Origin of the sequence: Streptomyces sp. Pv4-95, from assembly GCF_045782725.1 — a bacterium.
In the GTDB taxonomy this organism is placed as follows: Bacteria; Actinomycetota; Actinomycetes; order Streptomycetales; family Streptomycetaceae; genus Streptomyces.
The window spans coordinates 7653253-7671308 of sequence record NZ_CP127172.1; the positions used below are offsets into that span (position 1 = coordinate 7653253).

The following is an 18056-nucleotide window of genomic DNA, read 5'->3' on the forward strand; positions in this document are numbered from 1 at the left end:
ACGGTTCACCGGGAGCCGTCCACCATGATCACGCCACGGCACCACGCCGCCCTGCCGAGCCGGCGCACCGTTCTGCGCGGCGCGTTGCTGACCGCAACCGCCGCTTTGAGCGCGACCCACCTGGCGGGCTGTTCACCGTCCTCACCGTCGCGCAGTGCCTCCCCCACCCCCTCCCAGTCCGCCGCGACGACCGGAAGAGACGTGAAACGAGTCCTGCTGGCCTACTTCTCCCGCCCGGGCGAGAACTACTACTACGGCGGCCGTACCGACCTGAAGGTCGGCAACACCGAGGTGCTCGCCCAGAGGATCGCAGGACGTATCGCCTGCGACACCTACCGGATCCGGGCTGCTGACCCCTACCCGCACGACTACGACGCGACCGTCCAGCGCAACGTCCGCGAGCAGGACACCGACGCCCGCCCGGCCGTCGAAGGCCGCCTGCCTTCCCTCGACGGCTACGACACCGTTCTCCTGGCCGGCCCCATCTGGAACGTCCGAGCACCCATGATCATGACGACGTTCACCGAAGCACTCGAATTCCGCGGCAAGACCGTCCACCCGATCACCACCTACGCCATGAGCGGCCTGGGCACCACCGAACGCGACTACGCCACCTCCTGTCCCGGCGCGACCATCGCCGAGGGCCTCGCGGTACGCGGCGAAGAGGTCAAGGACGCCGACACCGAAGTTGAGGCGTGGCTGCGACGTATCGGGCTGCCCGCCAGGTGACCCCTCTTGCCGAACACATCACGGCCCGGCCGGATGCCAGGGCCAACGGCTACTCGTCGTCCTCGTCCGCATCGCCCGTGGCCGGGTCCCGCGGCGGGCGCAGACCACCCGCCGGCGGGGACGGTGACGGATCTCGAAGCTGAACTACGCGTCCTGCCCGGCCTTTCCAGCTGTTCGGCCATCAGCTGCCACGCCGCGCCCAACGGCCGCACCAGTACGGCAAGTTGCTCCTCGACCGGATCGTCCGGACTGAGGCCGTGCAGGACGTCCTCGGCCACGGCCCCCCACTGCTTGCCGTCCAGCAACCTGGCCGCGGGTCGGACCAGCGGTCCGACGGCAAGGCGCTCCTACTGCCACCCCGCCTCACCCCTGTGACCGTGTCGCGGGCGTGTCACAGTGTTGCCGGTCCTGTCACCATGCACCCGGCCCTTCGCTGCTGAACAGCGTGCTGTGACAGCGTGGCATGAACAACGATCTTCGATTGCTGGGGAGTTCATGCCCTTCGTACGCGCGCCCTTCGGCCGGCGCAGCCTGCTCTTGATACTCGGCTCGTCCCTCCTGTGCGCCATGCTGGCGGTGGTGGTCACACAAGCTGTGGTCGGCGGGGAGGGCAAGAGTGGCGGAGGCGGCACCGGAGGCGGAAAGGGGAGCGCGAACTCCGCGCCCACCGCCGCCGAACCGCTGGAGGGGACGGCGGGAGTCCCGGCACGCCGGCCGCTGCAGAAGGAGCCCGGGTTCTACCCGCGGGCGATCCGGTTGCAGCACAGCGGAGACGCCAACGGCCGCATTCTGACCTCGAACGTCGCCTTCCGGGGGAAGGACGGGGTCGGCGTCATCCGTGAGAGTTCCGACAACGGGAAGACGTTCCGGGAGGTCGGCTCGGTCGCCGACCCGAAGGGCGCCGACGGCAAGGGGCTGTGCTGCAGCACGCTGTACGAACTGCCGAAGCGAATCGGTGATAAGCCCGCGGGGACGCTGCTGTGGGCGGATTCGCCGGGCCAGAGCGAGAAGCCCCGCACGATGTCGATCCGGGTCTTCCAGAGCACCGACCACGGACGCACCTGGTCGCATCTGTCGGTCGCCGCGACCGCCGGGAACGAAGGCGGCCTGTGGGAGCCGGAGTTCTCCATCGACGCGCAGGGCAACCTCGTCTGCCACTACTCGGACGAGACCGACCCGAAGCACAGCCAGAAGCTGATGGCCGTACGCACCTCGGACGGTAAGAACTGGAACGGACGGCACGCCACCGTCGAGAGCAGCCAGGAGCCGGACCGGCCGGGGATGGCCGTCGTGCGGAAGTTGCCGGACGGCACGTACGTCATGGTCTACGAGATCTGCACGCCCGGCGGGAAGTACGCGTGCGTCGTGCATACCCGTACGTCCGAGGACGGCTGGGAGTGGGGCGAGCCGTCGGACCTGGGGACACGTCCGGAGACCGCTGACGGCCACTACTTTGCCCACACGCCCACGCTGGCTTGGGCTCCCGAGAGCGGCAACCCGCAGGGCAAGCTGATGCTGATCGGGCAGGTGACGCGCGATCGGGACGGCAAGCCGAATCCCGGCGGCGAGCGGACGTTCTGGACCAACAGCAAGGGCGGGGAAGGCGCGTGGCAGTCCAAGCGCGCTCCGGTGAAGGTGAACTCCGGTAAGGAGGACTCCTGCGCCAACTACAGCAGCGCTCTGCTGCCGGCGGCCGACGGGAAGAGTGTGCTGGAGATCGCCACCGACAACGTGGACGGCGCCTGCAAGCTCTTCTACGCGCAGGGTCCCGCCTGAGGTGAGGCGGGGCCGCGGGCGTTCGGTGCGGGAGAAGTCCCGGCCTCTGGACGTGGCTGCAACCTTTCGCGCGGCCGCCTGCGGCGGTTCGACGATCCGCCCGGCCGAAGGGCCCAATCGGCAACCGATGAGGGCGCGTTGGATGACCCGTTCGCAGGTGAGGCGCGGCGTGTCGATGACGAACCTTCACCCGTGCCGGGTGAGAAGGGCCCGATAGCCCGCCGCCGCAGTTCCGAGCCTGGCCCCCGGGCCGGCATCTCGCGGCTATGGATGTCAGTAGATGATCGACACGATCTGGCAGACCACTTCGGCCAGTTGACGGTCGCCGTCGATACGGGCGCGGGCCAGGGCGGTGCCCGGCTGGATGCCGCGGGTGCACAGGCGCCAGGCGGTCTCCGCATCCAAGCGCACGACCGCGTCAGGACGTTCCTCCTCCGGCTCGGCGAGCGACCAGCCGTCCCCGGTGGCCGTCGCCGTCCAGACGCCCCCGGCCGGGCCGTCGGTCAACACCTTGACCTGCGTGCCGACCGTCGCGGTGACCTTGCGCAGAGTGTGAGGCAGAGCCCGCATGAACGTGTCCAGGACCACGGCCAGGAACCGCGGATCGGCGTCGGTGTCCCGGCCGATGGCGTGGCGGATCTGCTGGCGGTGAGTCCAGAACTCGGTGAAGTCGCGCGCTGTCCAACCACATGGGCGCCGGGTCGACGCCGGCCCAGGACACTCCCAGCGACGGGGCACCGGGGTCGGCGGCCTCGAAGAACCGGGACACCTGCCCGCCCACCAGGTCAAGGGTGTTGGTGAGTGCGGCCGGGCTCACCCGGCGGTGGGCATCGACCCACTCATGATTGATGCGGTCAATGAACGCCTCAAGCGTCTCGCCCGGCGCGAAACCGGGGCCGTCCTGGTGGCCGTCCCGGTCCCGGGCGAGGCGTCCGTAGAAGTCGCCAAGGATGTGTGCGGCGAGATCGCGGACGGTCCAGCCGGGCACCGCCTCCTTGCCCCAGTCGGCGGATGCCAGGCCGCGCAGCGTGGCCATCAGCGCGGCCTGCTCAGGGGCGAACAGAGAACGGGCATCAATCGGAGCACCGAGCCAGGAACGGCCGGGCACGTCATTGAGCTGCGAGTTCATGGCTCAACCCTGCCAACCCGAATGCCCTGATGGCTATCGAATATCCCATTCGGGGCCGATCATGCCGTGTTCCTGCCTGCCTCCCTCAGGGCACCGCCGGACCAAGATTCATCAGACACCCCTCGGGCTCCGGTGAGGGCGTCGGCCGCGTCATGGGCGAGGTGCGCGATCCGCGCCCAGTGATGAGAGCCTGCCGCCCCTCCGGTATCTGACGCCTCGGTCGACGAGGGGCCGCCGGCGGCTGCCGCTATGGACCCGGCGCCGGGTGCCGGTTCGCGGGAGTGTGCGCGTTCGCCTGCCTGCCGCTCGTGCGAGTACGGCATATGCGTCATGGGGTGAAGCATCCCCTTTTAGGGCGCTCAGCGACCTCATCTCATCTTGTTTGAGCAAGTGAGCGAGCTGTCATTCGATTGAGCGATACGCATGGAGTCGTGATTACTCTCCAAGCGCATTTTCGGCGATGGAATTGTCATTCCTGCAAGGACGGTGAGTCGGAGAGCGGCTCCCCGCCGGACCACTCCACCCGAAGGGGCGACCATGAATGAATTGGCTCATGTACTGGGAGCTGGTCCTTTCTACGTCCCGGCCGGAACGGTGTCCGGGAAGGAGGTCCCCTATCTTCCGCAGGGTCTGCCGACCGACTGGCGAAACACCCTCTCCGGAATGTGGCGGCAATGGCATCCGGGCGGCGGACCGCACGTCGAGACGCAGGGTTGGAAGGTGCACATAAGCGCCCGCGCCCATCGGGCGCAGCAGGTGCTCGACATAGTGGCGCCGCTCTGCGCGAAGCACGGTGTGGTGTTCAAACACCTGGCCACGCCGCTCCACTTCGTGGTGATGCACCACAAGCACGCCGCGCGATCGCAGGCGGGCAAGTTCATCGCCGCGTATCCCGGTGACCCACGGACCGCCTTGGGGCTGATGCGCGATCTCAAGGAGGCGCTGGCCGGTGAAGAGGGCCCGTACGTTCTGACCGATCGTGCCTTCGAGGGGTCGGCCTGCGTGTACTACCGCTACGGTGCCTTCACTTCGCAGGGCCGCATACGACCGGACGGTTCCTTTGAGGGAACGGTCATCGATGCGAACGGACACGCAGTCGTGGACGGCCGAGACATCGGATTCGGGCTTCCACCCGGCATCACCGACCCGTTCCAGGAGCCGATGGCGGCCCGGACCCCCCGGGCCGGCGAGGTGTCGGTGGGGGGCTGCACGATCGAACGCGTCGTGCGGTTCAGCAACAGCGGCGGAACGTACCAGGGCATCCAGCAATCCACCGGGCGGCGGGTGTTCCTGAAAGAGGCCCGGCCGCACGTCGGACTGGTCAGCTTGGCAAGCGACGCCCGCCGGCGACTGCAATCAGAATTCCGGGCCTTGACGGCTCTGCACGCGATACATCCGGGATTGTGTCCCGAGCCCGTGGACTACTTCACCGAGGGCGGACACGAATTCCTGGTGACGGAGTTCGTCGAGGGGGAGACCCTCAACGGGTGGACGGTGCGGAACAATCCCGTTGTCAACAGCACCGTCACCGCAGCGGAGTTCGCGCGGTATTTCGCGGCCTGCGAGAAATTGATCGACGCACTGCGCGAAGATCTCAGGCGCCTCCACGCTGCGGGCCATGCCTTCATCGACCTCGGTCCGGACAACATCCTGGTCCAGGACGGCGGCGTGCCACGGCTGGTGGACTTCGAGACCGTCGCTCCCGTCGACCGGCTGCCGGCGCTGATCGGCGCGGTCGGATTCTTCGATCCGGACCTCGCCGAAACCGACCCGTTCGCGCAGGACGAGCACGCCCTGTCCTCCGTGGCGTTGTACCTGCTGGCCCCGGTCCAGGCGACCGCGGACCGTAACCCCGCCGTGCTCGGGCATCTGCGGGCCCTGCTGGAGCGGGTGAACCCACCCCCGAACACACTGTGGGACCAGATCCTGCGGCGACGGGCGCCCCTGCGGCTGTCCGCACCCACGCCGTTCGTGTCACCGGAGCGGCTGGCGGCCGCCCCAAAGGGGCAGCTGAGCGTCCTCAGGGACGATCTGGTGCGGGGCATCCTGAGCGCGGCGGATACCGGGAACGGTGTCACGCTCTTCCCCACCGTTCCCGATGGCTTCGCGACCAACACGCTGGGGGTCCGGCACGGTTCGGCAGGCGTGCTGCACGCGCTGCAGCGGTCCGGGACGGAGGTGCCCGACGCGATCGTCGTCCGTTTCACCAGGGATGCCCTCGCGTCCCGGACCGTCCTGCCCCCAGGGCTCTTCAGCGGTTCGGCGGGGCTGAGTTGGGTCCTCGCCGAAGCCGGCCGTCTCGACGAGGCGGCGGCGCTGCTCGGATGGGCCGTGGAACACCCCGTGCTGCGCGACTGCCCCGACTTCGCCCATGGACGTGCCGGAGTGGCGATGGCCTGTCTGCGGCTCCACGCGGCGACGGGCGAGGGCGGATACCTGGAACGAGCCGACGAGTTGCTCGCACCCTCGCGCGACGGGACCCAAGGCGACCTGGCGACCACAGGGCTGGCCACCGGACCCGCGGGCCTCGCCCTGGCCCTCTCCTACCTGTACCGGCTCACCGGTGACGAACCGGCTCGTGCGCGGGGGAGAGGACTGCTGGACCGCGACCTCGCGCGGGGCACGTACGACCATGGCGGTCTGCTGTTCCCCGTATCGGCGAAGGACCGCAGGCTCATGCCGTATCTCTGGAGCGGGAGCGCCGGGATCGGCATGGTGGTCGAGCGTTACCGTTCGCTCGGGGACGACGAGGAACTGTCCCGCACCGCAGCCGGGATCCGAAGGGCCGCGAGCTGCCTGTTCACCCGGGCCGGCGGTCTGTTCCAGGGGCTTGCCGGGCTGGGGGCCTACTGGTCCGACGTCGCACGGCGCACCGGCGACGAGTCGGCCCGCGCGATGGCCGAGGACGTGGCGACGCGCCTGTTCGTGCACCTCGTCCCCACCGAAGACGGCACGTACCTGCACGGGGACCCGGGGATACGGCTGAGCTGCGACCTCGGCAGCGGCTCCGCGGGCGTGCTGCTCTTCCTCGACCACCTCCTACGAGGCACCGCCGACCCGCTGTTCACCCTCGACGCACACGTCGAGCGGGACCCGGTGCCGGCGTGTTCCCTCCCCTCAGACTTCCCGGGGTGATCTCTCCGGGAGAGGCGGTCCATCCGACCGTCGTTCGTTCAAGAAGAAGGATAACGATCATGATCAACGTCATTGAGCTGCAGCAGCTGGCGACCGAGACCGACGACGCTCCGATGCCGCCGGAGAAGAGCACGCTCTCCGTCGCCTGCTGATGCCCGGCCGTGGGCCGGGCGCCCAGTGACAACGCGCCCGGCCCACGGCCACCGGACCCTCGGGTCCCCGCACACTCCCCGGGGCGCTACCGGGGCCCGGCGGTCCATCCGACCGCCGTTCGTTCAAGAAAAGGGATAACGATCATGATCAACGTCATTGAGCTGCAGCAGCTGGCCACCGAGACCGACGACGCTCCGATGCCGCCGGAGAAGAGCACGCTCTCCGTCGCCTGCTGACACCCGGCCGTGGGCCGGGCACCCCAACCCGCCCGGCCCACGGCCACGCAGAACCAAGGACGGAGACCGCCCCGATGAGCAGCACGGACTTCCGCAGATACTGGTGGGCCGAGGTGGCCTCGCAGTTCGGGACGGTCCTCACCTTCGTCGCCGGCACCACGATCGCGGTGGAGTCCCTCAACGCCTCGACCACGCAGACCGGGTTGCTGACCGCGGCGGGATATCTTCCCGCAGCCCTCTTCGGCCCCTGGGTGGGCGGAGCCGCGGACCGCGCCCGGCGGCCTCGCAGGCAGCTCGTCCGCTGCGATGTCGTCGCGGGAAGTCTGCTGGCAGCCACAGCTCTTGTGGCCGCGACGGGCCACCTCTCGGTCCTCTGGCTGGTCGGCCTCACCCTGCTGCTGGGCGGCATCGCCGTATCGGCGGAGACCCTGTACTTCCTGCACCTCCAGAGTTTGGTGCCGGCCGGAGAACTGCCCCGGGCGCGGGCCACGCTGCAGAGCGGGGAGTACGGGGCCAGGCTTGCGGGCAACGCGCTGGCCGGCCTCACCGTCGCCGCACTGGGCGGCGCCGCCGCCTACGGCCTCGACGCCCTCACCTACGCGCTCAGCGCCGTGCTGCTGCTGAGCATCCGCCGGCCCGACGCCGCTGTCTTCGAAGACCGGGCGACGCCGGAAGGCTCGCCCTCTGGCCGTAGGACAAGGCTGCGCGGCCTGCTCCGCCGGGGTTCGTTCCTGAAGGCGGTCTTCGGCCTGCTCATGCTGCAGTCGGCCGCGACCGCCGCGGGCGCCGCACTGCTGGGCCCCTTCCTGCTGCGCGATCTGCACGTCCCGGCCTCCCTGTTCGGCCTCGCCTTCGTGGCGACCGGCCTGGCGGGCATGCTCGGCTCATGGGCCGGGCCACGCCTGACCCGGCGGGGCGGCACCCCTCGCTGGTTCCTCCTGGCGAACGCCGCACAGCTGCTGGCGTCCGCCGTGCTCGCCACCGCCGGCGGGCCCCTTCCGCTGGCCGTCGCCACGGCCGGATGCGGCCTCGCCACCGCGAAGTTCTCCGGGGCGATCGCCAACATCTGCCTCTCCACCGTGGTCCTGGCCGACAGCGCCCCCGGCAGCCTGGGCCGCACCGTTGCCCTCCTGCGCAGCGCCTCGACCGCGTGCCAAGTCGTGGGCGCACTCGGCGCCGGACTACTGGCGTCCGTCATCGGCACCCGGACAACCCTGTGGTGTGCCGCGGCCCTTCCGCTGCTCACCCTCCCCTGGCTGATCAGGGTCGTACGCACCCCCACCGGCAAGGGCCCGGATCCTGCCCCCACCACACTCACGGAGAAGGCGGTGTCATGACCCCCACGCCTCGGCCCGATCCGGCGCGCCCGGACAGCGTTCCGTACGCGCCCGACCACCCGGACGACTCACACCGTCGCGCCCACCGGCACGGCACCGACAGGACCGAGAGCCGGGGCGGCCCCGACGGCGCCGCGCCCTCCGTAAGCCCGCGTGCACCGTTCCGTGAGGTCCTGCACGGTCACACCGTGGACGACCCGTTCCGGTGGCTGGAAGACGGCGCCTCGGATACCACCCGCGACTGGCTGGACCACCAACAGCGCTTCTCCCACGACGTGTTGGCGGCTCTTCCTGGCAGGGATGCCGTGGAGCGGACCCTGACGCATCTCATGGCCCAAGGGGCGCGGAGCCCGGAACGCGTCGTCGGTACCCGGGTCTTCCGGGAAGTGATCGACGCCGAGGGGGAACACCCGGTCCTTGGCGTGTTCCAGGCGGCGCGCGAGGACGAAGCCGTCGTCCTGTGGCGACGGTCGGCCCTGGCGTCCTGGGAACCGTCTCCCGACGGCCGTACCGTCGCCTGCCAGATCCTGGAGGGCGGACGGGAGGACCGCACCCCGCTGCTGCTCCTGGACGCCACGACCGGACACATACGCAACCGGATCCCGCGTACGCGGCACAGCCCGGTCGCGTGGCTGCCGGACGGGAGCGGCTTCTTCTACGCCGGCACCGACGAAGACGGCGGCAGCCAGGACCTCTGGCTGCACCGACACGGCCGGGACCGGCGGGTGTTGCGCGGTACCGACGATCTGGACCGTTTTCGGGCCCGGGTGTGGCACGGGCGGTGGCTGACGGTGGAGATCCGCCGCGGCAGCGAGACCCGCAACCGGCTGTGGCTCGCCGAACTGGGCGAGCAACCGGCCCGGCCCCTCTGGACGCCGTTGCAGGAATCGGCCGACGCCGTCTCCACGGCCCACGTCGCACGCAGCGGAGTCGTCTTCCTCGCCACCACGCACGGGGCGCCGGACGGGCAGGTCGTGGTGGTGGACCCGAACCGGCCGGGCCCGGAGCACCGGACGACTGTGGTCCCGGAGGAACCCGGGGCCCCGCTGACGCACCTGTGTCTGCTGGACGGCGCCCAGGAGCGCCGCCCGCCCCGGCTGCTGGTCGCCCGCACACGAGCCGGGAGACCTGTGCTCTCCGTCCACCAACTCGGGGGGATCGTCCCGCCGCGCACGCTGCCTGTCCCTTCCTCCGGCACCGTGCTCTCCCTGGAGTCCGCACCGCACGGCGGGGCACGACTGGGCTGGACGAGCTGGACGACACCGCCGATCGCGGTCCCCCTCGACCCGGACTCCTCGCCTGCCGTGACGTTCCCGGATGACGGACCGGAGCCCCTGGAGGAGTGGCGGGAGTTCGCACCCTCCGCCGACGGGACCGGCGTTCCGCTGACCCTGCTCGCCCGACGCGGCCGGCCCTCCGGGCCGCTGCCCACCCTTCTCCTGGGCTACGGCGGCTTCGGCCACGCACTGACCTCGTCGTACGAGTCGCTGGTCCTGGCCTGGGTGCGGGCGGGCGGACTCGTCGCGGTCCCCGATCTGCGGGGGCCCACCGCGAGGGCGGGCAAGCACAGCACCTTCGAGGACCTGGAGGGGGCGGCCGACCACCTCCGCCGGCGAGGGCTCAGCGCCCCCGACCGGCTGGCACTCCTCGGGATGAGCAACGGCGGTCTGACGATGGCCGCTGCCATGGTGCGCGATCCCGGCCGGTACGCCGCGGTGGTCGCCATCGCTCCGCTCACCGACATGGTGCGCTACGAGCAGAGCGGACTGGGGCGCTCCTGGCGGCACGAGTTCGGATCCGCCGCCGATCCCGACCAGTTCCGGCACCTGCTCTCCTACTCGCCGTACCACCGCATCGAGCACGGGCGGCCGTACCCGCCGACGCTGCTCATCACCCTGCACGGGGACACTCGCGTCGACCCGCTGCACGCCCGGAAGTTCTGTGCCCGGCTGCAGAGCGCGTCGAGCGGCAACGGCCCGTACCTCCTGCGCTCCTACGGCGACAGCGGGCATACCTCGATGGCCCGCAGCGCCCGCCACCGGATGAGCTGCGACGTGCTGTCCTTCGCCGGGCACCACACCGGACTCGCCCTCACCCGGGCGGTCACCGCATGAGAGCGGGTACCTCCCCGAGCAGTGCCTCCCCGCGTGTCGTCGTCATCGGCGCGGGCCCGCGAGGCATCGGCATCGTCGAACGTCTGGCGGCACGACGCCCGCAGGGGCCGGGAATCCTGCACCTGGTGGACCCCCACCCCGACGGCGGTCGGGTCTGGCGGCAGGACCAGTCCTCGCTGCTGTGGATGAACTCGCGCTGCGGCGACGTCACGCTGCTCCCCGACGAGAGCGTCCGGACCACCGGCCCCCTGGCAGTGGGGCCGACGCTGTACGACTGGGCGTCGCGCATCGCACCCCGGTGGTGCACCGATCCGGCGCTGCTCGCCGAGGCGGGTCTCCTGACGCCCCACAGCTACGCGAGCCGCCGCCTGTGCGGCGCGTATCTGTCCTGGTGCCTGCGGACGTCACTGGACGCGCTGTCCTCCGGATGGACCGTCGTGACACACGCCGTGCGCGCACGGCACGTCCGCGAACGATCCGACGGCGCGCTCGACGTCCACCTGGAGGGCGGCCGACGCCTGACGGCGGACCGTGTGGTCCTCGCCCTGGGCAACCTCGACGGCGCCCCCTCGCCCGAGCAGCGGGCGCTGGGGACATTCGCCGAACAGTACGGAGGCCGGTACGTCCCGCCCTCCTACACCGCGGACCTCGACCTGTCCGGCATACCGGCCCGGGACCCGCTCCTCGTACGAGGGCTTGGCCTGGCGTTCCTGGACCTGCTGATCCTTCTGACAGAGGGACGAGGAGGCGTCTTCCGCCGGGACGCGTCCGGAGTACTGGCCTATGAGCCGTCCGGCCGCGAACCGACGTTCGTCGTCGCCTCGCGTCGGGGGCTACCACCCCGCGCCCGCCCCGCCGTGCCACCGCTCACGCCGGAGCGGACCGCGCCCGTGCTACTGGTCGACGCAGAGATCCGAGCAGCTGCGGAGCGCATGACGAGCGGTGGCGAGGCCGGGCGTCGGGCCGCCCTGGAGGAGCTGTGGCAGGCCGTGGTGCGCGAGATGGCCTGGGCCCACTACGAGGAGCTCTTCACCAGGGATCCGCGGGCCGGACGCATGGGGTGGGAGGCGTTCGCGGCCGTACTGCGATCCACCCCCGTCGAGAGCCCCGCCTGGCCCCTCCTCGCCCGGCACATCACCGACCCCGCCGACCGGTTCGTCGAACCCGGCCTCGCCCCGGCCGTGTTGCCGGTCATGTCCTCCGCCGACCGGCTCACGACCTGGATGCAGCGGCACCTTCACGCCGCGGTACGACGGGCCGGCGACCCCCGGCGCACCACCGACGGCGCAGCCCAACAGGCCATGGTGCGAGCGGTCGAGAGCATCATCGGCGTGCTGATGAGGGAGCGGGCAGCGCTGGACACGGAAGCGCGCCGGCTCGTCGCGACGCTGGCCGGACTCGCTCGGAGCGCCGCCGCCGGCGCGCCCGCACTGCGGATCGAGCAGCTCGCCGCGCTGGCACGATGCGGCCTGGTCCGCTTCGCAGGAGGAGAACCGGCCGTGGCGACCGAGCCGACCACCGGGAGCTTCGTCCTGCGCACCCGCACACTGCCGGGGGAGGAGTTCCGGGCGGCACGCCTCGTGGACGCCTGGCTGCCTGATTCCGACGCCATCGCGGATGCCTCGGGGCTGCTGCGCCGTTTGGCAGGAGACGGACTTGTCCGGGTGACCACACCGGCCACGCCCGCCCACGGGGCGAAGCTTGCCACCTGCCGGAAGACGTTCCACGTCCTCGATGGCCACGGGACGCGGGACGACCGGCTCGTCGCTCTCGGCGGCCATGCGGCCTCGGGCGCGCTGGGGTCGCTGTCGCGGCCGCACACGAACGCCGCGTTCTTCCGGCAGAACGACAAGGTCGTCGACTGGCTGTGCGCGCCGGTCGAGGCAAGGACGGCGTCCTCGACGAGGAACGTTCCCCGGGGCGCCGATCAGGGGTGAGCGGAGGAGCGGGGCGTGGTGTCCCCGAGCTTCCGGGCGAGTTCGCGCCTGTTGGTCACCCCGAGCTTGGCGTAGATGCTCTGCAGATGGTTGTCGACCGTCCGGACCGAGATGGTCAGGAGTTCGGCGATCTCGCGGCTGCGCATCGTGGCTGCCGCGAGGTGGGCGATCTCGGCCTCCCGTTTGGTGAGCGCCGCTGCGGAAGCGGAGAGCACGAGGGCGGGAGTCTGCGCGCCCTCGCACTTCCCGGTCAGCGCGCGGGCTCGGTTGGCCGCGGAGGTCGACCGCCGTGGTTCGCCCGCCAGTTGCCAGGCCGTACTGGCCTGGGTCATCGCCTCGGCGGCCAGCAGCGGTGCGCCCATGGCGTCACACTCGTCCGACACTTCGCTGAGAGCGTCGGGGGACCGGTCCGCCAGCGCTGCGGCGAGACGCGCACGAGCCGGTGCCAGGCGACCGTCACACAGGTCCGCGAGTTCCCCCAGGCGTCCGCTCACCTCCCGGGGCGCGCCGAGCCGCGCGACATCGGTGAGCAGCAGCCCTTCGGACATCAACTGCCCTGCGTCGCGCGCCGAGCGGGCCGCCGACATCAGTACGGACCGTGCCTGACTCACCCGCCCCTGGGCGGCGAGCAGCCACGCCTCACCCAGATGTTCCTGACCGGCGAAGAACCCCATGGGGGGTTGGCCGGCGATGTCCCTGAGAGCCGCCGCCGCGCTTTCCGTGTCGCCCTGCACAGCGGCCGAGGCCGCCAGTCCGGAGAGGACGATCTGCAGTGCCTTGGTGTGGCGGTGCGCGCGGGCCATCGCGAGAGCCTCCGCGAACAGCCGGCGAGCAGTACCCGGGCGGCCGGCCATCCAGGCCGACCTGCCCATGTGCAGGCAGAGCCACAGGTATTGTATGGGTTCCGCGGAGCGCACCACGTCCTCGTGCGTAGCCGCACCGACCGCCGCCGCCTCGTCGAAGCGGCCCGCCTCCGACAGGGCCATGACCAGGGTGAGTGCCTGCGATCCCGGATGCGGCAGATCTCCGGTCCCCTGGGCGGCATTGGCCTGCTTCACCGCATGCTCCGCGAACTCGATGGCGCGAGCGGTCCTGCCGACGGCGGCGGAGGCGGCGGCCTTCCAGGTGGCGCAGAGGAGCCAGAGCACGGGGTCCGCGGCGTCGTCGATGCGGTCGGGCAGATCGGACAGCAGAGCGAGACCACGGACCGGGTCTCCCGAAGCGGCGAGCATATGGCCCTTGTTGGTGAGCAGCATCGTGGTGCTCCCGGAGCCGGACAGGTGCGTCAGGGCCTCCTCGTTCACGGCCAGCGCCCGGTCGACCTGAGCGCCCGACCAGAAGAGATTGAAGGTGCGTGCACCCGCCGTCATGAGCTTTTCCCGCTCACTGCGCGCATGCCGGTTCGCCCGCGCATACGCGGTCTCGGCCTCCTCCCACGCACCCAGATTTCGTTGCGCGTTGCCCAGCAGCAGGTCCGACCGCAGATTCCTGCTGCCTTCCGGAAGCTTCTCGAGCAGGGTGACGACCTGCTGGTTGTCGTTGCCGAAGGCCGCGAAGGCGGCTGCCTCGACCAGCAGCGCCGGATCCGTGGTTCCGTTGACGGCGAGTTCCCAGGACGCGAGCCGGATGGCGTCACCGCGGCGACGGCCGCCGTATCCGCGGGTGCGCGCGATCTGCTCCTGCAGCAGGGTCCGTCGGCGCATCGTCGGCAGGGCATCTCGCAGCACCTCGCCGTAGATGGGGTGAGCCAGAGCCACGGTGGTGCGGCGCCCCTCCGCGGTGGCGACGAGGAGACCGGAGCTTTCGAGGCTCTGCAGCATGTCGCGGGAGGTCATGTCGACCGCATCGGCCTCGGACACCTGCTCGCAGAGTGCGAGTGCCTCCAGCAGGTGGCGGGCGGCCGGCGGCATGTCGAGCAGGCGGCCCTGGACCAGATCGCGCAGACGCCGCGTCACGCCGGTATGTGTCTCGGCGAGATGCCAGACCTCCCCGTCGAAGGAGAGCGCTCCGGTGTCGAGGGTGCCGAGGACCAACTCCCTGAGGTAGAGCGGGTTTCCGCGGCCGGCGGAGAAGAGGTGGTGCCGGGTCGAGAGGGACACCGGGGCCCCGAGAGCGGCTTCGAGCAGAGTCGCAGTCTCCGACGGGGAGAGTTCTTCGAGATCGAAGCGGCGAAGATTGCCCGCAAGGCCGCTGATGGCTTCGCCGGGGGCGGTCTCGCTCCGGATCGTCGCGATGAGGAACACCGTTCCGGCATCCAGCAGCTGCCGCAGGAGCACGGCGGAGGTTGTGTCCAAGAGGTTCAGGTCGTCGAGCCAGAGCACCAGCTTTCCGCCCTTCGAACCGGCGAAGGACCGCGCGGCCGACTGAAAGGCCCGGACCGGCTGCTCCGGATCCAGGTCCGCGGGCAGCAGATGGGCCAGGGCTCCGAACGGCACTTGAGCGGCGCCGACGGTGGCTATCGCCTTCCGTGTGGGCATTCCGGAATTTTGGGCGATCCGCCAGAATTCAGCGGCGAGTCGAGATTTCCCGACCCCGGACATGCCGTGGATGACGCAGCCTTCCGAACCTGTTGCCCGCAGAATACGTCGAAAGCTGCGCAATTCCTCCGACCTCGCCACGAGCGGCCATTCTCGGGCAACGTCCGGAATTTCCATGTCGTCTCCACGTGGCAGGGGATCGCGTAGTGCCTCCGCCGGGTGCCAGGGAGGTAACGCAGCGTCCCCGCGCGTCACTCTCAGCCACCGCATCGCGACGCCGCGACCTGGCCCAACAATAGCTTTCCGGCTCCGGCCGGGCATCGGGGAACGTGCTGGGGCGACGCCATCGCCTGCGGTGTCGGTCTCGGCCCTCGGTTGCTCATGCGCCCTGGGGGCTTCTGAGGTGCGAGCGAGGGGCGAATCCGGCGGGCAGGGGCCCGAGGGTGATCGCAGCCGCGGACTTCGAGCGATTTTGGGCACAAAATGCTCATGTTCGGGGCGGGGTGCCGCGCTGATTCTGGAGCGGTAGTCCACACCACTTCGCTACCGAACAAGGTGAGTCCCGTGTCCACGATGCGCCGGTCCGACGCAGCCGCCGGAGGGGAGGTGAGCGTCACCGTGCCCGTCCCCGGTGGGGACCTGTTCGCTGCGGCGCCCGGCGGGGCGCCTCTCGCCGCGGTGCGCTTCGCCCTCGATCACGGTCCGCTGGCTCCCTCCCAGGCGCGCCGCTCGGCGCGCCGAGCCCTGGCCGACTGGGGCGTCGGTCAGGAGCGGGGGCATGACGTCCTGGTGGTCGTATCCGAGCTGGTGACCAACGCGGTGGAGCACGCGACGCCCCCGGTTCACCTGTGTCTTGCCCCTGTCGGGGGCGCCGCGGCGAAGGGGGCGGTCCGGATCTCGGTGACCGACGGCGGCGCCGCGCGCACCTGCGGCGAATGGGTTGCCGGCTGCGGTGTCGATGAGCGCGGTCGAGGGCTGGCCATCGTGGAGGCCCTTGCCTCCGGCGCCGGTCGGCCGGGCGGGGGTCTGCGCCCGTACCGCGTGGAGTGAGGGCGGCGGTCGGGCGCGCCCGGGTGGCCCTTGTGGCGGTGGGGTGCGGTGACTGGGCCGCCATGGGGTCGCCTCCCAGGTATATACAACCCGAGTTGAGAATCCATGGTTGTGCAACTAAGATTGTGTGTAATACCTGATGGGGCGAGCCCCATCCGTGAAGGCAAGGAGTGCCCCCTCATGGCTACCGCCACCGACGTCACCGGCCGGGTTACCCGCGTTTTCGGGCCGGTCGTGGACGTGCAATTCCCCCCGGACGGACTTCCGGAGATTCACCATGCGCTGCGGGTGGACGTGGATTTCGCGGGCGAGCGGCGCACTTTGACCCTGGAGGTGGCCCAGCATTTGGCGGACGGCCTGGTGCGATGCATTGCCATGCAGATCACCGACGGTTTGGTCCGCCGGGCCCCGGTGACCGATACCGGCGCCCCGATCACGGTCCCGGTCGGCGAATTCACCAAGGGCAAGGTGTTCAATCTTCTCGGCGACGTGCTGAACGGGACGGAGGGGCCCGCCGACGCTGTCGAGCGCCGGCCGATTCACCGCCATCCGCCCCGTTTCGATGAACTCGAGTCGAAAACGGAGATGTTCGAGACCGGCGTCAAGGTCATCGATCTGCTGACCCCGTACGTCAAGGGCGGCAAGATCGGTCTGTTCGGTGGTGCCGGTGTCGGCAAGACCGTGCTCATCCAGGAGATGATCTACCGCGTCGCCAACAACCACGACGGCGTCTCGGTGTTCGCCGGAGTGGGCGAGCGCACCCGTGAGGGCAACGACCTCATCGAGGAAATGACGGACTCCGGGGTCATCGACAAGACCGCGCTGGTCTTCGGTCAGATGGACGAGCCGCCGGGCACCCGTCTGCGCGTCGCGCTGGCCGGTCTGACCATGGCGGAGTACTTCCGCGATGTGCAGAAGCAGGACGTGCTGTTCTTCATCGACAACATCTTCCGCTTCACCCAGGCCGGTTCCGAGGTCTCCACCCTGCTGGGCCGCATGCCCTCCGCGGTGGGCTACCAGCCGAACCTGGCGGACGAGATGGGCCTGCTGCAGGAGCGCATCACCTCGACCCGCGGGCACTCGATCACCTCGATGCAGGCGATCTTCGTCCCCGCCGACGACTTGACCGATCCGGCTCCGGCCACGGCCTTCGCCCACCTCGACGCCACGACGGTCCTCTCCCGTCCGATCTCGGAGAAGGGCATCTACCCGGCGGTCGACCCGCTGGACTCCACGTCCCGCATTCTGGATCCGCGCTACATCTCGCGGGAGCACTACGACTGCGCCTCACGCGTCAAAAGCATCCTGCAGAAGTACAAGGACCTTCAGGACATCATCGCGATCCTGGGTATCGAAGAGCTCGGCGAGGAGGACAGGACCACTGTCCACCGAGCGCGTCGGATCGAGCGCTTCCTGTCGCAGAACACCTACGTCGCCAAGCAGTTCACCGGCATGGAGGGCTCGACCGTACCGCTGGACGAGTCGGTTCACGCCTTCAACGCCATCGCCGACGGGGCCTACGACCACTTCCCGGAGCAGGCGTTCTTCCTGTGCGGCGGCATCGAGGACCTTGAGCGGAATGCCAAGGCGCTGCTCTGAAGAAGTCGCGGCTCTGCTCAGGGGGGTGGGAATTCGCCGGTGTGCCGTTCCCCGGCCCGGCGTGAGGCGGACACGATGTTCTGGAGGGCTATGAGATGACCCTCCAGGGCGCGCCGTCCCGCGTCCGAGAGGTTGAGCCAGGTTCGGGGCCGTTTACCGACATGGCCACGCTTCACCTCGACGTACCCGCGGTCCTCCAGCTTGCTGACCTGTTTGGACAGGGCGGAGTCGGAGAGCCCGACGGTGTCGCGCACGAAGGCGAACTCTGCCCACTGTGCCGAGGACAGCACGGACACGATCGACAGACGGGTGGGATCCACCAGCGCGGGATCCACCGGCATCGGATCCTCGGGAGTGTCGGTCACCTGGCTGCCTGTTTCTGTG

Annotated in this window: 10 protein-coding genes and 1 pseudogene; 8 read left to right on the forward strand and 3 right to left on the reverse strand. The window is 70.2% G+C overall.

Going from position 1 to position 18056, the window contains the following annotated elements:
• Positions 1 to 24 precede the first annotated feature (24 nt).
• Complete coding sequence (locus QOM21_RS33545; protein ID WP_407554767.1) at positions 25 to 729, forward strand: flavodoxin; 705 nt, start codon at positions 25 to 27, stop codon at positions 727 to 729.
• A 495-nt stretch (positions 730 to 1224) separates the two neighbouring features.
• Positions 1225 to 2505: an exo-alpha-sialidase gene (locus tag QOM21_RS33550; RefSeq protein WP_407554768.1), complete on the forward strand. Its 1281-nt coding sequence runs from the start codon at positions 1225 to 1227 to the stop codon at positions 2503 to 2505.
• Positions 2506 to 2778: 273 nt separating this feature from the next.
• On the opposite strand, the pseudogene QOM21_RS33555 reads toward QOM21_RS33550, so the two are convergent.
• Positions 2779 to 3634 (reverse strand): annotated as a pseudogene (locus QOM21_RS33555) (maleylpyruvate isomerase family mycothiol-dependent enzyme).
• A 537-nt stretch (positions 3635 to 4171) separates the two neighbouring features.
• On the opposite strand from QOM21_RS33555, the gene lanKC reads away from it, so the two are divergent.
• The 4 genes from lanKC to QOM21_RS33575 all read left to right on the forward strand — a co-directional run bounded on the left by lanKC (position 4172) and on the right by QOM21_RS33575 (position 12546).
• On the forward strand, positions 4172 to 6769 hold the full coding sequence (lanKC, locus tag QOM21_RS33560) for a class III lanthionine synthetase LanKC (protein WP_407554769.1): 2598 nt from the start codon (positions 4172 to 4174) through the stop codon (positions 6767 to 6769).
• A gap of 463 nt (positions 6770 to 7232) precedes the next feature.
• Positions 7233 to 8495, forward strand: coding sequence for an MFS transporter (locus QOM21_RS33565; protein ID WP_407554770.1), 1263 nt, complete (start codon positions 7233 to 7235; stop codon positions 8493 to 8495).
• Entirely contained in the window at positions 8492 to 10609 is a 2118-nt protein-coding gene (locus tag QOM21_RS33570) for a prolyl oligopeptidase family serine peptidase (protein WP_407554771.1), read from the forward strand. The genes QOM21_RS33565 and QOM21_RS33570 overlap by 4 nt, the downstream gene beginning before the upstream one ends.
• Positions 10606 to 12546 (forward strand): FAD/NAD(P)-binding protein, encoded by a 1941-nt coding sequence (locus QOM21_RS33575; protein WP_407554772.1) that lies wholly within the window; start codon positions 10606 to 10608, stop codon positions 12544 to 12546. Before QOM21_RS33570 ends, QOM21_RS33575 begins: the two co-directional genes overlap by 4 nt.
• On the opposite strand, the gene QOM21_RS33580 is transcribed toward QOM21_RS33575, so the two are convergent.
• Positions 12537 to 15344, reverse strand: coding sequence for a LuxR C-terminal-related transcriptional regulator (locus QOM21_RS33580; RefSeq protein WP_407554773.1), 2808 nt, complete (start codon positions 15342 to 15344; stop codon positions 12537 to 12539). The genes QOM21_RS33575 and QOM21_RS33580 overlap by 10 nt on opposite strands.
• A gap of 252 nt (positions 15345 to 15596) precedes the next feature.
• Here QOM21_RS33580 and QOM21_RS33585 point away from each other — a divergent pair, with 252 nt between their 5' ends.
• Both QOM21_RS33585 and atpD read left to right on the forward strand, forming a co-directional pair.
• Positions 15597 to 16073 (forward strand): ATP-binding protein, encoded by a 477-nt coding sequence (locus QOM21_RS33585; protein WP_407555971.1) that lies wholly within the window; start codon positions 15597 to 15599, stop codon positions 16071 to 16073.
• Positions 16074 to 16253: 180 nt separating this feature from the next.
• Entirely contained in the window at positions 16254 to 17672 is a 1419-nt protein-coding gene (gene atpD, locus QOM21_RS33590; RefSeq protein ID WP_407554774.1) for a F0F1 ATP synthase subunit beta, read from the forward strand.
• 17 nt (positions 17673 to 17689) lie between these two features.
• Here atpD and QOM21_RS33595 read toward each other — a convergent pair whose 3' ends face one another.
• Positions 17690 to 18037, reverse strand: coding sequence for a winged helix-turn-helix domain-containing protein (locus QOM21_RS33595; protein WP_407554775.1), 348 nt, complete (start codon positions 18035 to 18037; stop codon positions 17690 to 17692).
• Positions 18038 to 18056 lie beyond the last annotated feature (19 nt).